The sequence below is a fragment of the Enterobacter vonholyi genome (genome assembly GCF_008364555.1).
Taxonomy (GTDB): domain Bacteria; phylum Pseudomonadota; class Gammaproteobacteria; order Enterobacterales; family Enterobacteriaceae; genus Enterobacter; species Enterobacter vonholyi.
The window spans coordinates 129,016-144,042 of sequence record NZ_VTUC01000003.1 but is presented as its reverse complement, the minus strand read 5'-3'; the positions used below and the strand labels follow the sequence as shown (position 1 = coordinate 144,042).

The following is a 15,027-nucleotide window of genomic DNA, read 5'->3' as shown; positions in this document are numbered from 1 at the left end:
TTAGGGTGAGGGTAAAAATTACAGCGGCTGCGTCTGCGCCTCAACTACCGCCAGCGCGACCATATTCACGATACGACGCACGGAGGCAATCGGCGTTAACACGTGCACCGGTTTCGCCACGCCCATCAGCACCGGTCCTACGGTCACCCCTTCAGAGCTGGAGACGCGCAGAAGGTTATAGCTGATACGCGCCGCTTCCACGTTCGGCATAATCAGGATATTAGCCGATCCCTTCAGCGGGCTGTCCGGCATACGTTCGTTACGGATGCTCTCCACCAGCGCGGCATCGCCGTGCATTTCCCCGTCAATCATCAGCTCCGGCGCGCGCTCGCGCACCAGCGCCAGCGTCTCACGCATTTTGCACGCCGCCGCAGATTTGGAAGATCCGAAGTTTGAGTGCGACAGCAGCGCCACCTTCGGCTCGATACCAAAGCGACGCACGGTCTCGGCGGCCATCACGGTGATCTCTGCCAGCTCGTCCGGGCTCGGATCGTCGTTAACGTAGGTGTCAGCGATAAAGGTGTTGCCGCTCGGCAGCAGCAGGGCGTTCATCGCACCGGCGGTATGCACGCCGTCGCGATAGCCGAAGATCTCCTGCACCACGCTAAAGTGCTCGTGGTAATCGCCGATGGTGCCGCAAATCAGCGCATCCGCCTCGCCACGATGGACCATGATCGCGCCGATCACCGTCGTGTTGCTGATGACGGCTTTCTGCGCCTGCTCCTGGGTGATCCCCCGACGCTTCATGATCGCGTAGTATTCGCTCCAGTACTCTTTGAAGCGCGGATCGGATTCGTTGTTTACGATCTCGAAGTCGACGCCCGGCTTAATCTGCAGGCCCAGCTTCTGGATACGCATTTCAATCACGCTCGGACGACCAATCAGGATCGGCTTCGCCAGACCTAAGGTGATCAGCTCCTGGGTGGCGTGCAGCACGCGCGCCTCTTCCCCTTCCGCCAGCACCACGCGCTTCGCGTCGGCGCGCGCCTGAGAGAAGATCGGCTTCATGAACAGGTTGGTTTTATAGACAAACTCGGTGAGCTTATCGACGTAAGCGTCGAAGTCTTCAATCGGACGCGTCGCCACGCCGGAGTCCATTGCCGCTTTGGCCACCGCAGGGGCAATTTTGACAATCAGACGCGGGTCAAACGGTTTTGGAATGATGTAGTCAGGGCCGAAGCTCAGATCCTGATCGCCATAGGCTGAGGCAACCACTTCGCTCTGCTCGGCGTGGGCCAGCTCCGCGATGGCGTGAACGGCTGCAAGCTTCATCTCTTCGTTGATCGCCGTTGCGCCGACGTCCAGCGCGCCGCGGAAGATGAACGGGAAGCAGAGCACGTTGTTGACCTGGTTCGGGTAGTCGGAACGCCCGGTACAGATGATGGCGTCTTCACGCACCGCTTTCGCCAGCGGCGGCAGAATTTCCGGCTCAGGGTTCGCCAGGGCCAGGATCATTGGCGCACGCGCCATCTTCTTCACCATCTCCTGGGTCAGCACCTTCGGACCCGAGCAGCCGAGGAAGATATCCGCGCCGTCAATGACGTCCTCAAGCGTGCGCTTGCCGTCGTCTTCTACCGCATACGCCGCTTTGGTTTCCGCCATGTTCGGCTCGCGGTCTTTATAAATAACGCCCTTGGAGTCACAGACCACAATGTTGTGTTTCTGCATACCCAGCGCCACCAGGAGGTTCATACAGGCGATGGCCGCGGCGCCGGCGCCGGAGACCACCATGCGCACGTCGGAGAGGTTTTTCTCTACCACGCGCAGGCCGTTCAGAATCGCAGCGGTGCTGATAATGGCCGTTCCGTGCTGGTCATCATGGAACACGGGAATGTTCATACGCTCGCGCAGCTTCTGCTCGATATAGAAACATTCCGGCGCTTTGATGTCTTCCAGGTTGATCCCGCCGAAAGTCGGCTCCAGCGCGGCCACTACGTTGATGAACTTGTCAGGATCGAGTTCATCCACCTCGATATCGAACACGTCGATACCGGCGAATTTCTTGAACAGCACCCCCTTGCCTTCCATCACCGGCTTACCGGCCAGCGCGCCGATGTTGCCCAGCCCCAGCACCGCCGTGCCGTTAGAGATCACGGCGACAAGATTGCCGCGCGCGGTGTATTTGTAGGCCGCCAGCGGGTCTTTTTCGATTTCCAGACACGGGGCAGCTACGCCCGGGGAATAGGCCAGTGCCAGATCGCGCTGAGTTGCCAGCGGCTTGGTTGGGGAGACCTGGATTTTGCCCGGGACAGGGAACTCGTGAAAATCGAGGGCACTCTGTTTCAACTGCTCATCCATCTTATTTTTCCTTTCACGTATCGGTCAAAAGGGTGACGTAAGCGATCCTGATGCACACCCTGGTGTGCCGCCTAGTATCGCCTCAGGCCGCCTCCTAAACTTTGAAGGCAGCCAAACTCTCACCATCACACATTAAAAATTGTTATCAATTTATAACAGCCATGTTACCCGTCTCAAAAGCAATGCCTCCCCCGTCTGCTATGCTTTTTTGTTAAGTCCATCATGATTTTTCCAGAAGTGTGAACTAACGCACTCATCTAACTCTTTTATTTCCAAGGAGTAATCATTTATGAACCAGCTAGACGGCATCAAACAATTCACCACGGTGGTGGCAGACAGCGGCGATATCGAGTCGATTCGCCACTATCAGCCGGAGGATGCGACCACCAACCCTTCGCTACTGCTCAAGGCTGCCGGGCTTACCCATTTTAGTCATCTGATTGATGACGCCATTGCCTACGGTAAAAAGCGCGGGAAGACGCAGGAGCAGCAGGTCGCCGAAGCCAGCGACAAGCTGGCGGTTAATTTTGGTGCGGAAATTCTTAAAAGCATCCCGGGCCGCGTCTCGACCGAAGTCGACGCCCGCCTCTCTTTCGATAAAGAAAAGAGCATCAATAAGGCGCGTCGCCTCGTGGAACTGTACGAGGAACAGGGGATCGATAAATCACGCATTCTGATCAAGCTCGCCTCCACCTGGGAAGGCATCCGCGCGGCAGAGGTACTGGAAAAAGAGGGCATCCACTGCAACCTGACGCTGCTGTTCTCGTTTGCCCAGGCGCGCGCCTGTGCCGAAGCGGGCGTGTTCCTGGTGTCACCGTTTGTCGGGCGCATCTACGACTGGTACCAGGCGAAACAGCCGATGGATCCGTACGTGGTGGATGAGGATCCGGGCGTGAAATCGGTCCGTAATATCTACGACTACTACAAGCAGCACCGCTACGAAACCATCGTGATGGGTGCCAGCTTCCGCCGTACCGAGCAGATCCTCGCCCTGGCAGGCTGCGACCGCCTGACAATTTCACCCAACCTGCTCCAGGAGCTACAGGACAAAGAAGAAACGGTGATCCGCAAGCTGGTGCCGACCTCCACCGTTCTGCCAAAACCGAAAGCCATGACCGAAGCGGAGTTCCGCTGGGAGCACAACCAGGACGCCATGGCCGTGGAAAAACTGGCGGACGGTATCCGCCAGTTCGCTGTTGACCAGCGCAAACTAGAAGATCTTCTCGCCGCCAAACTTTAACCTTGCCACGGAGTGAACTATGTCCCGTAAAGAGCTAGCCAATGCCATCCGCGCCCTCAGCATGGATGCCGTGCAGAAAGCCAATTCCGGCCACCCCGGCGCGCCGATGGGCATGGCTGATATTGCCGAAGTACTGTGGAACGACTTTCTGAAGCACAACCCCAATGACCCCACCTGGTACGATCGCGACCGCTTTATTCTCTCCAACGGTCACGCCTCAATGCTGCTCTACAGCCTGTTGCACCTTTCCGGCTACGATCTGCCGCTTGAGGAGCTGAAAAACTTCCGCCAGCTGCACTCCAAAACCCCGGGGCACCCGGAGATCGGCTATACGCCAGGCGTGGAGACCACCACCGGGCCGCTCGGCCAGGGGCTGGCAAATGCGGTCGGGCTGGCGATTGCCGAACGCACGCTGGCGGCACAGTTCAACCAACCGGACCACGAGATTGTCGATCACTACACCTACGTGTTTATGGGTGACGGCTGTCTGATGGAGGGGATCTCCCATGAGGTCTGCTCCCTGGCGGGCACCCTGGGGCTCGGCAAGCTGATCGGGTTCTACGATCACAACGGCATCTCCATCGACGGGGAAACCGAAGGCTGGTTTACCGACGACACGGCAAAACGCTTCGAAGCCTACCACTGGCACGTGGTGCATGAGATCGACGGTCACGACCCAGAGGCGGTGAAAAAAGCGATTCAGGAAGCGCAAAGCGTGAAGGACAAACCGTCCCTGATTATCTGCCGCACCACGATCGGCTTCGGCTCGCCGAACAAGGCGGGTAAAGAAGAGGCGCACGGCGCGGCGCTGGGCGAGGAGGAAGTGGCGCTGACCCGGCAGAAGCTGGGCTGGAAACATCCGCCGTTTGAGATCCCGAAAGAGATCTACCGGGCATGGGATGCCCGCGAAGAGGGTGAGAAAGCGCAGCACGCATGGAACGATAAATTTGCCGCCTACAAAAAAGCGCATCCTGAACTGGCGGCCGAGTTTTCCCGCCGCATGAGCGGCGGCCTGCCGGAAGACTGGGACGATAAAACCCAGGCGCTGATTGAAAATCTGCAGTCCAACCCGGCGAAAATCGCCACCCGTAAGGCGTCGCAAAATACCCTGAATGCAATCGGCCCTCTTCTGCCCGAACTGCTCGGCGGATCGGCGGATCTGGCGCCGAGTAACCTGACTATCTGGTCGGGTTCGAAATCGCTGAAAGAGGACATCGCCGGGAACTATATCCACTACGGCGTGCGCGAGTTCGGGATGACCGCGATTGCCAACGGCATCGCCCATCACGGCGGCTTCGTGCCCTACACCGCCACCTTCCTGATGTTCGTCGAGTACGCCCGTAACGCGGCGCGCATGGCAGCGCTGATGAAGGCGCGGCAGATTATGGTCTATACCCACGACTCCATCGGTCTGGGAGAAGACGGCCCCACCCACCAGGCGGTTGAACAGCTGGCGAGCCTGCGCCTGACGCCGAACTTCAGCACGTGGCGTCCCTGCGATCAGGTCGAAGCTGCGGTGGGCTGGAAGCTGGCGGTAGAACGCCATAACGGCCCGACTGCACTGATTCTGTCACGACAGAACCTGGCGCAGATTGAGCGTACTCCGGAGCAGGTGAAAAACATCGCCCGCGGCGGCTACATCCTCAAGGACAGCGGCGGCAAGCCGGACGTGATCCTGATTGCCACCGGGTCCGAGGTGGAAATCACGGTGAAAGCGGCGGAGAAACTGACCGCCGAAGGTCACGCTGTGCGCGTGGTGTCCCTGCCTTCTACGGATATTTTCGATGCCCAGGACGAGGCGTACCGCGAATCGGTACTGCCCTCAAACGTCGCAGCGCGCGTGGCGGTGGAAGCCGGTATCGCCGACTACTGGTACAAATATGTGGGTCTGAAAGGGGCGATTGTCGGCATGAGGGGCTACGGTGAGTCCGCCCCCGCCGACAAGCTGTTCCCGTACTTCGGCTTTACCGTTGAGAACGTGGTTGAGAAGGCGTTGAGCGTGCTGTAGCGCTGTCTGCGTGCCCGGTGGCGCTACGCTTACCGGGCAAAACTAGCGCGTGATCCACAGCGTGGGCCAGGCATCTGGCCCGTTCCAGTTATCACAGCTGGGCTCCTCGGCGTAGCGCACCAGGCGGAATCGCTGTCCGTCAAAACGCCAGCGCGTCTGGACTCCGCAATCGCCCAAACCGCGCCCCAGCGCCAGCGTTGTCAGCTCGCGCGTCTTTTCATCGAAGCTGGCATTCATCAACTCCATTTCGCTCCCGTCGCCTGACGGCGTAAACGGCAGACGAAGCCTGACGCTGCGTGCGGTGAACGGTTTTTTACGTGATACCAGCCACGCCAGATCGACCGTGTTATAGGCCCCCGCCTCGCAGCTGACGATCAGCAGCGCTTTCTCATCGGTTAACGCGGTGACGCGCACTTCCCGGCGGTTAGGATCCAGCGAGCACTGGCTGCTGTTCATCCGTCCGGTACCATAGTCCAGCAGGTCGTTCAGTTCGGCGTGGGAGAGTGGCGTCGGGGTCGGATTGACGACCGCCACCTTTTTTAAGGCGGGTGCAGGCGGAACGCTTAACGGCGGATCGTCACCTTTCTTGATCCACGCGGTTTCGCTGCCGACGCGCTTTTGCTGCGCATCAATGAACAGTAGTGCGGCCTTAAGCCCGGTCAGTGAAATGACCTGCTTACCGCCGCGCAGAGTCAGGGCCTTCCCTTCCTGGATATTTTTCAGAAAGGCGGTGATGGTGGCCGCATCGTCCGTTTTCAGATGCCATGGCGTGAGCTGCCAGCGCTGTTTGTCCAGCTTCAGAGGAACGCTATCCAGCAGCAGCCGGGGGGCAATCTCTGGCTCTTTGATCGAGGGAGTATCAAGACCGCCAAGATCGATACGGAGCGTGGCATCCGTTTTCGCCCCGGCGCTACGGGTGAGCGTCATGACCAGACCACGGTGTTCACCCGTGTTGCGTGCAAGGCAAAAATTCTGGTTATTGCAGGTTACCTGCCAGTCAGAGAAAGCTTGCTGCGCAGGTGCAGCCCGCACCTGCGGCGCGAGAAGCACACAAAACAGGTAAAACAAAAAGACGCTGTTGCGCATGAATGACACAATCCCGGAACGAAAACGCTTAACTGGGCAGTATCTTCGTGTTCCCGGCGGGGTTGCTCAATCGGATTTATCAGATATACCCGAAAAATGCACTACATCCGTTCGGAAGCAGCGTTCATCAACCCGGTCGTCTGTAAATACTGCAGTAATATCACTGCCTTACCATCCCTGATTTCGCCTGAACGCATCATTTCCAGCGCCCGGGTAAAAGGAAGCTCCAGCACTTCAATATCTTCATCCTCTACGCCACCGCCCCGGTGCGTGCGCTGGGCGTCGCTGTATTCGGCAATGAAGAAATGCACAATTTCCGTTACGCCGCCCGGAGACATAAACAGCTCGAAGACCTTTTTGACCTCACCCACTTCGAAGCCGGTTTCTTCCACGGCCTCTTTGCGGATACAAACTTCCGGCTCATCGTCATCGAGCAGGCCCGCGCAGGTTTCAATCAAACGTCCATCAGGGTTGCCATTAACCCATGTCGCCACCCTGAACTGACGGATTAGCACCACGCTCTGCTTGTCACGGTTATAGAGCAGAATGGTCGCTCCGTTGCCGCGGTCGTAGACCTCGCGTTTGTGGCGGATAACCTCACCGTTGCTACGTGTAAGATCATAGGTGATGTTACGCAGGACAAAGTAGTTTTCAGAGAGAATTTTGTCTTTGATAACGTCAATTTTCAGGGTCATACGGGCTCCACAGCACAATGAGTCGTCCTATACTACGCCGTGAATCCCGCTTTGTCGCCCGCAGGTTTAATGATGTTTTGGCGCGTTAACCCCAAGCCAGTCGAGGATCCCTTGCGCGGCATGGCGCCCTTCCGCCATTGCGGTTACCACCAGATCCGCGCCGCGTACCGCATCGCCCCCGGCGAAGATCTGCGGGTTGGTCGTCTGGTAACGGTAGCGGCTCTCGACAGAGGCCACGATCCGCCCCCTGTCATCCGTTTCGACACCCTGCGCCTGCAGCCACGGCATCGCGTGCGGGTTAAAACCAAACGCCATGATGACCGCATCCGCGGCCATCACAAACTCGCTGCCCGCCACCGGAACCGGTCGCCGCCGTCCCTGCGCATCCGACTCTCCGAGCTCGGTACGCAGCATCCGGATACCGTTGACCTTTCCGTTCGGATCCAGCGTCAGCTCAACCGGCTGGACGTTAAATTCAAACGCCGCCCCCTCTTCTCTGGCGTTCTTCACCTCTTTCTTCGAGCCCGGCATGTTGGCCTCATCCCGACGATAGGCGCAGGTCACCTTCGCCGCACCGTGGCGTAACGCGGTTCGGACGCAGTCCATCGCGGTATCGCCCCCACCAAGCACCACCACGTTTAAGCCATGGGTGTCGATGTATGGTTCGCTGGCCGTTGCCTCCAGCCCCATAACATGGCGCGTGTTGCCCACCAGGAAAGGCAGCGCGTCGTAGACCCCTGGCGCGTCTTCATGTGGGATACCCGCCTTCATCGAGCGATAGGTTCCCACGCCAATAAACAGGGCGTCGTAATCGTGCTTTAACTGCGACATCGACACGTCCTGGCCCACCTCGCAGTTAAGCTCGAAGCGGATCCCCATCGCGGTAAATATCTCTCTGCGCCGCGCGAGCAGCGATTTGTCCAGCTTGAACGCCGGGATGCCAAAGGTCAGCAATCCGCCAATTTCCGGGTGCCGGTCATAGACCGTCACGCTCACGCCGCGGCGCGCCAGCACGTCGGCGCACGCCAGCCCGGCAGGCCCCGCGCCGACGATCGCGACGCGTTTACCTGACGGCGTGACGGCGGACATATCCGGCCGCCAGCCCATCGCCAGCGCCCGATCGGAGATATAGCGCTCGATGTTGCCGATGGTCACGGATCCTGCCTCTTCACGTATTGTGCAGGCACCCTCGCATAATCGATCCTGCGGGCAGACGCGGCCGGTAATTTCAGGTAAACAGTTAGTCTGATGAGAAAGCTCGGCCGCGCCGGCGATATCTCCCGCGTTGAGGCGCTCGATCCACTGCGGAATGTGGTTGTGCAGCGGGCAGGTCCACTCGCAAATGCTGTGCTCTCCGCATTTCAGGCAGCGCGACGCCTCGCGAACGGCCTGTTCGGCCCGGAACGGCAGGTAAATTTCGTTAAAATGGCCCACGCGTTCTGCAGCAGCCAGCTTGTCGGGCTCGCCGCGCGGCGCCGTCGCCTGCATCTGCTGCAGTTTGGTACGCGGCGCGTCCACGCCGACGACCTCCGCATGCCAAGGCTGCGCCTCCAGGCAGGCCGTGCGCTCTCGGCGTGATTTCGTCAGATTGTCCAGCGCGGCAGACGTCGCCAGGGAGAGGACATCCGCCGGGCAATTTTCGATACAGGCCGGGCCGTGTGGACGCGTCAGGCAGAGATCGCATTTATTCGCCGAAGCCTTCACGCTGCCGTTGTCGAGCGGGGTGACGATAATCTCCATCGTGCCAAACGGGCAGGCCACCACGCAGGCCTTACAGCCGATGCATTTTTGTTGATTCACCTGTACGCTGTCATCGCATTTGCTGATGGCGCCGTTCGGGCAGCTTTGCGCGCAGGGCGCGTTTTCGCAATGATGACAGGTCACGGGGCGGCTCTTCTCGCCAGCTCTCAGGACCGTGATACGCGGATGAAAATGGCGCTCGCTCACGACATGCTGCTCATCGTTGTGCGCCATCACGCAGGCCACTTCGCAGGCGTGACACCCAATGCACTGCTGGCTGTTAGCCATAATAAAACGATTCATAACCACACCTGTTTTTGGTTCAATAACCTTTCTCTTTATAAGAGTATGGTATTTACGCATCACGGTGCGATCGGGCAACGTTCAAATGCCTGAAGCGCCCAATTATTTCCAGTGAACCTGTGGCAAATCAATTTTATTCAGAGAGCCGTTCTGTGACCGTTAAACGACCCGTTTCCGGAAGCCTTGCCTGGGCTTTCTTTTCGATCATAGCCCTGTCCGTGCTGACCAGCACCGTCGCGCTGCTGACGCTGGCAAGCAGCCAGCGTGATGCCGAAGCCATCAATATCGCCGGTTCGCTGCGCATGCAGAGCTATCGCATGGGTTACGAGATGCAGCGCAACAGCCCTTCTCTTGCGGCACATCGCGAGAGCTGGCAACAGACGCTCGGCGCGCCTGCCCTGCAAAAGCTGAACCGCTGGTACGTCCCCGACAATGTTAAAGCACGATATCAGCAGCTTCATGTGGCCTGGCAGGAGATGGATGCGCGCATCGCCCGCGGCGACAGCGCGTGGTATCAACGCAATATTGAAGATTTTGTCGGCCGCATTGATGCCTTTGTGCTCGCCCTGCAGCACTACACTGAACATAAAATTCAGACGGTCACCCTGCTCTCGCTGGCTGGCGCACTCGGGATCCTGCTGCTGACGCTGTTTACCCTGCGACGCATCCGCCGCCAGGTGGTGCTACCGCTGAATAACCTGGTGGCGGCCAGCGAACGCATTGAGCGCGGCGAGTTTGCCACGCCTGCGCCGGATAGCGCCCTGCCGAACGAGCTGGGCCAGCTTTCGCGCGCCTTTAACCACATGTCAGCCGAGCTGGATACGCTCTACCGTTCTCTCGAAGCCTCGGTCGCTGAAAAGACGCGACATTTGCATGAAGCCCACCAGCAGCTCGACATGTTGTTCAAGTGCTCTCAGGCGCTGAATACCGGCCAGATAGACAGCCACTGCTTCCGGCATATCCTGCAGATTGTCCATGACTATACGCAGATGAATTATCTGGAACTGCGTACCAGCGACGACTGGCGGCTGTGTGAAGGGACGGAGGCACATGGCACTCCTCTGCAAAACCTGCCGGTACTGATGCAGGATACCCTTTACGGCGAGCTGCGCTGGCAAAGCGAGACGGACAGCGTCCCCCTTCCGCTGATGAGAAGCGTGGCGACCATGCTCGGGCGCGGGCTGTACTTTAACCAGGCGCAAAAGCACTACCAGCAGCTGCTCCTGATGGAAGAGCGCGCCACCATTGCCCGCGAACTGCACGATTCGCTGGCGCAGGTGCTGTCGTATCTACGCATTCAGCTTGCGCTGCTCAAACGCGCCGTGCCCGAGGAAAATACCCCGGCGCAGACCATCATCACCGACTTCTCCCGCGAGCTGAACAATGCCTGGCAGCAGCTGCGCGAGTTGCTGACCACCTTCCGCCTGACGCTGAACCACGCGAACTTACCCGCGGCGCTGCAGGAGTCCCTCGACGTGCTGCAGAGCCAGACGCAGGCGAAACTGCATCTCGACTGCCGCCTCTCCTCGCTGGCGCTCGACGCGCAAAAGCAGGTGCACCTGTTACAGATCGTGCGTGAGGCGGTGTTGAATGCCATTAAGCACGCGCAGGCCAGCGAGATCACCGTAAGCTGCGTGACCTCAGTGGACGGGACGCACAGCGTCAGCATTCGTGACAACGGCATTGGGATTGGCGAGGCCAGCGAGCCGCCGGGACATTACGGCCTGAATATTATGCGCGAACGCGCGCAACGGCTCGGCGGGATGCTGCACTTCTCGCAGCCGCAAAACGGCGGCACGCTGGTCAGCGTGACGTTTCCGGCGCCCACGCCGTTAACGGGTAAATAACGGTAAAGAGGGAAGCGCAGGGAAAAGCGCATGATAATTTACATTATCTCCTTTATTTCTCCACGTTTGACCTGGGCCTTACCGCTAAAGTTATGCGGGCAATAAACAATAATGACGTGCAGCAAAACGAGGTCACACTTTCATGGCGAATTTTTTTATCGATCGCCCCATTTTTGCCTGGGTGCTTGCCATCCTGTTGTGTCTGACAGGCGTCCTGGCGATTACTTCACTTCCCGTTGAGCAATACCCCGACCTGGCTCCGCCGAACGTGCGCGTCACCGCAAACTACCCCGGCGCGTCGGCACAGACGCTGGAAAATACCGTCACGCAGGTTATCGAGCAGAACATGACGGGTCTGGATAACCTGATGTACATGTCCTCGCAGAGTAGCGCCACGGGACAGGCGACGGTGACCCTGAGCTTCAAGGCGGGCACCGACCCGGACGAAGCGGTGCAGCAGGTCCAAAACCAGCTGCAGTCGGCCATGCGCAAGCTGCCCCAGGCGGTGCAGAACCAGGGCGTAACCGTGCGTAAAACCGGTGATACCAACATATTGACCATCGCGTTTGTCTCGACAGATAGCTCAATGGATAAACAGGACATCGCGGACTACGTCGCCAGTAATATTCAGGATCCCATCAGCCGGATTAACGGCGTCGGGGATATTGACGCCTACGGCTCACAATACTCCATGCGCATCTGGCTCGATCCCAACAAGCTCAACAGCTATCAGATGACGGCGACCGACGTAACGAATGCCATCAAAGCCCAGAACGCCCAGATTGCGGTGGGACAGCTGGGGGGAACGCCTTCCGTTGATAAGCAAGCCTTGAACGCCACCATCAATTCGCAATCCCTGCTGCAGACGCCGGACCAGTTCCGCAATATCACCCTGCGCGTGAATCAGGACGGGTCGGAAGTGCGTCTGGGCGATGTCGCCACGGTGGAAATGGGGGCCGAAAAATACGACTACCTTAGCCGCTTTAACGGCAATCAGGCTTCCGGTTTGGGGATTAAACTGGCCTCCGGCGCGAACGAAATGGCGACGGCAAAACTGGTGTTAGACCGTCTGGACGAGCTTTCACAGTATTTCCCGCACGGGCTGGAGTACAAAGTCGCCTATGAAACCACCTCCTTCGTTAAAGCCTCCATTGAGGACGTGGTGAAGACCCTGCTGGAAGCCATCGCGCTGGTGTTCCTGGTCATGTACCTGTTCCTGCAAAACTTCCGCGCGACGCTGATCCCCACCATTGCAGTCCCCGTGGTGCTGCTTGGGACCTTTGCGGTGCTTTACGCGTTCGGGTACAGCATTAATACCCTGACGATGTTTGCGATGGTGCTGGCAATCGGCCTGCTGGTGGATGATGCCATCGTAGTGGTTGAAAACGTCGAGCGCATCATGAGCGAAGAAGGGCTCTCTCCGCGCCAGGCAACGCGTAAATCCATGGGTCAAATTCAGGGGGCGCTAGTCGGTATCGCGATGGTACTGTCGGCTGTCTTTATCCCGATGGCCTTCTTTGGCGGCACCACCGGGGCGATTTATCGCCAGTTCTCGATCACCATCGTCTCGGCGATGGTGCTCTCCGTGCTGGTCGCGCTGATCCTCACCCCCGCGCTGTGCGCCACCCTGCTGAAACCGCTGCATAAAGGGGAGCATCACGGGCAGAAAGGGTTCTTCGGCTGGTTTAACCGCATGTTCGACCGCAACGCCGCGCGGTATGAATCTGCCGTTGGGCGTGTACTCCACCGCAGCCTGCGCTGGATGATGGTTTACGTCGTGCTGCTGGGCGGGATGGTGTGGCTGTTCCTGCACCTGCCCACCTCGTTCCTGCCGATGGAAGACCGGGGGATGTTCACCACCTCGGTGCAGCTGCCGAGCGGCGCAACGCAGCAGCAGACGCTGAAAGTGGTCCAGAAAGTGGAGCAGTATTTCTTTACTAAAGAGAAAGATAACGTCGTATCCGTCTTCTCTACCGTCGGTTCCGGGCCGGGCGGGAACGGGCAGAACGTCGCCCGCATGTTCGTCCGCCTGAAGGACTGGGACGAGCGCGATACCAGAACGGGAACATCATTTGCCATCATTGAACGCGCGACCAAAGCCTTCGCGCACATCAAAGAGGCGCGCGTCTTTGCCAGCAGCCCGCCGGCAATCAGCGGCCTTGGCAGTTCCGCCGGGTTTGACATGGAGCTGCAGGATCACGCCGGTGCGGGACACACGGCGCTGATGGCGGCACGCGATAAGCTGTTAGCGCTGGCGGGCAACGATCCCGGCCTGACCCGCGTTCGCCATAACGGTCTGGATGACAGCCCGCAGCTTCAGGTGGATATCGATCAGCGTAAGGCGCAGGCGCTGGGCGTGTCGATCAACGATATCAACGATACCCTGCAAACGGCGTGGGGCTCGAGCTATGTGAATGACTTTATGGATCGCGGCCGCGTGAAAAAAGTCTATGTCCAGTCCGCCGCGCCGTTCCGCATGCTGCCGGATGATATAAACCGCTGGTTTGTCAGGAATAACGCTGGCGGCATGGTGCCGTTCTCTGCCTTTGCGACTTCGCACTGGGAGAGCGGATCGCCACGCCTGGAGCGCTATAACGGCTACTCTGCGGTTGAAATCGTCGGGGAAGCCGCGCCGGGCGTCAGCACCGGTACCGCCATGGACACTATGGAAAAACTGGTGCAACAGCTGCCCGCCGGTTTTGGTCTGGAGTGGACGGCCATGTCTTACCAGGAGCGCCTCTCCGGGGCACAGGCTCCCGCGCTTTACGCACTCTCTCTGCTGGTGGTCTTCCTCTGCCTCGCCGCCCTGTATGAAAGCTGGTCGGTCCCGTTCTCCGTCATGCTGGTCGTGCCCCTTGGCGTCATTGGTGCCCTGCTCGCGACCTGGATGCGCGGTCTGGAGAACGATGTTTACTTCCAGGTGGGTCTGCTCACCGTGATTGGGCTGTCGGCGAAAAACGCCATTCTGATCGTTGAGTTTGCCAACGAGATGAATGCCAAAGGCCACGAGCTGATGGCGGCCACGCTGCACGCCTGCCGTCAGCGCTTACGCCCGATCCTGATGACGTCACTGGCGTTTGTCTTTGGCGTACTGCCGATGGCAACCAGTACGGGAGCAGGCTCCAGCAGCCAGCATGCCGTCGGGACGGGGGTCATGGGCGGCATGATTTCGGCCACCATCCTGGCCATTTATTTCGTTCCGCTATTCTTTGTGCTGGTGCGTCGTCGCTTCCCGCTAAAGGAACGTGCTGAGTAAGTGATTGAAATAAAAAAGGCGGCTTTATCGGCCGCCTTTTTATTGTGTGATTAATTCACACTATGGTTATTTTACTTATTTTAGTGCTCTTGCAATTCTTACTGAATGTCATTTACGAAGCATGCCTTCGATAAAATCTTTCCAGTTCCCCAGTTCACGTTCAATCATAACTACCTCTCTTATTATTATGCGCATTCTACAAAAACGGGCCATCATTGTGAAGACTATTTAACCAATTGCTGTGATTGTACCCCACGTCCTGCGGGGATTTATGATAAATATGAACGGTGAGACCTCAATTTTTTGTGACGGCCAGCAATATTTTGAAATAACCCTACGGATGGGTGAGATTTATTTTATTTGCTGAGTTTATTGGGTTTTTAAATTTTATGGACATCTATGCTTAAATGGTGAAAGAATATTCAGCGTACAGATGTGAGTTGAATTAATATAAAGTGTAAATCCAGACGATTCCTGAATGTGTTATATTCCACTTAAGGATATATCTTCGAATTTACTGAACATTTAATCATCATAAGGTCAAAAGGATTCAC

The 15,027-nt window shown here is 58.0% G+C and carries 9 protein-coding genes; 4 read left to right on the top strand and 5 right to left on the bottom strand.

Annotation, left to right across the window (positions count from 1 at the left end; all coding sequences use genetic code 11):
* Positions 1 to 18 precede the first annotated feature (18 nt).
* The gene (maeB, locus tag F0319_RS05095; RefSeq protein ID WP_008501617.1) at positions 19 to 2,298 is read right to left on the bottom strand and encodes an NADP-dependent oxaloacetate-decarboxylating malate dehydrogenase; all 2,280 of its coding nucleotides are present in this window, start codon (positions 2,296 to 2,298) and stop codon (positions 19 to 21) included.
* 289 nt (positions 2,299 to 2,587) lie between these two features.
* On the opposite strand from maeB, the gene tal reads away from it, so the two are divergent.
* The gene (gene tal / locus F0319_RS05090) at positions 2,588 to 3,538 is read left to right on the top strand and encodes a transaldolase (RefSeq protein WP_115875961.1); all 951 of its coding nucleotides are present in this window, start codon (positions 2,588 to 2,590) and stop codon (positions 3,536 to 3,538) included.
* A gap of 19 nt (positions 3,539 to 3,557) precedes the next feature.
* Entirely contained in the window at positions 3,558 to 5,546 is a 1,989-nt protein-coding gene (gene tkt, locus F0319_RS05085) for a transketolase (RefSeq protein WP_111965193.1), read from the top strand.
* Positions 5,547 to 5,588: 42 nt separating this feature from the next.
* Here tkt and F0319_RS05080 read toward each other — a convergent pair whose 3' ends face one another.
* The 3 genes from F0319_RS05080 to aegA all read right to left on the bottom strand — a co-directional run bounded on the left by F0319_RS05080 (position 5,589) and on the right by aegA (position 9,370).
* Positions 5,589 to 6,632, bottom strand: a complete 1,044-nt coding sequence (locus F0319_RS05080; protein WP_149366407.1) for a DUF1176 domain-containing protein — start codon at positions 6,630 to 6,632, stop codon at positions 5,589 to 5,591.
* 101 nt (positions 6,633 to 6,733) lie between these two features.
* A complete protein-coding gene (nudK, locus tag F0319_RS05075; protein ID WP_149366406.1) occupies positions 6,734 to 7,327 on the bottom strand; it encodes a GDP-mannose pyrophosphatase NudK in 594 nt (197 codons plus the stop codon).
* A gap of 66 nt (positions 7,328 to 7,393) precedes the next feature.
* The gene (gene aegA, locus F0319_RS05070; protein WP_149366405.1) at positions 7,394 to 9,370 is read right to left on the bottom strand and encodes a formate-dependent uric acid utilization protein AegA; all 1,977 of its coding nucleotides are present in this window, start codon (positions 9,368 to 9,370) and stop codon (positions 7,394 to 7,396) included.
* Positions 9,371 to 9,522: 152 nt separating this feature from the next.
* Here aegA and narQ point away from each other — a divergent pair, with 152 nt between their 5' ends.
* Together narQ and acrD are read left to right on the top strand one after the other, a co-directional pair.
* Positions 9,523 to 11,217, top strand: a complete 1,695-nt coding sequence (gene narQ, locus F0319_RS05065) for a nitrate/nitrite two-component system sensor histidine kinase NarQ (protein ID WP_149366404.1) — start codon at positions 9,523 to 9,525, stop codon at positions 11,215 to 11,217.
* 142 nt (positions 11,218 to 11,359) lie between these two features.
* Positions 11,360 to 14,473, top strand: a complete 3,114-nt coding sequence (gene acrD / locus F0319_RS05060; RefSeq protein ID WP_149366403.1) for a multidrug efflux RND transporter permease AcrD — start codon at positions 11,360 to 11,362, stop codon at positions 14,471 to 14,473.
* A gap of 108 nt (positions 14,474 to 14,581) precedes the next feature.
* Here the strand turns inward: acrD and ypfM are convergent, their stop codons facing one another.
* Positions 14,582 to 14,641: a protein YpfM gene (gene ypfM / locus F0319_RS05055; protein WP_015572204.1), complete on the bottom strand. Its 60-nt coding sequence runs from the start codon at positions 14,639 to 14,641 to the stop codon at positions 14,582 to 14,584.
* Positions 14,642 to 15,027: the final 386 nt, after the last annotated feature.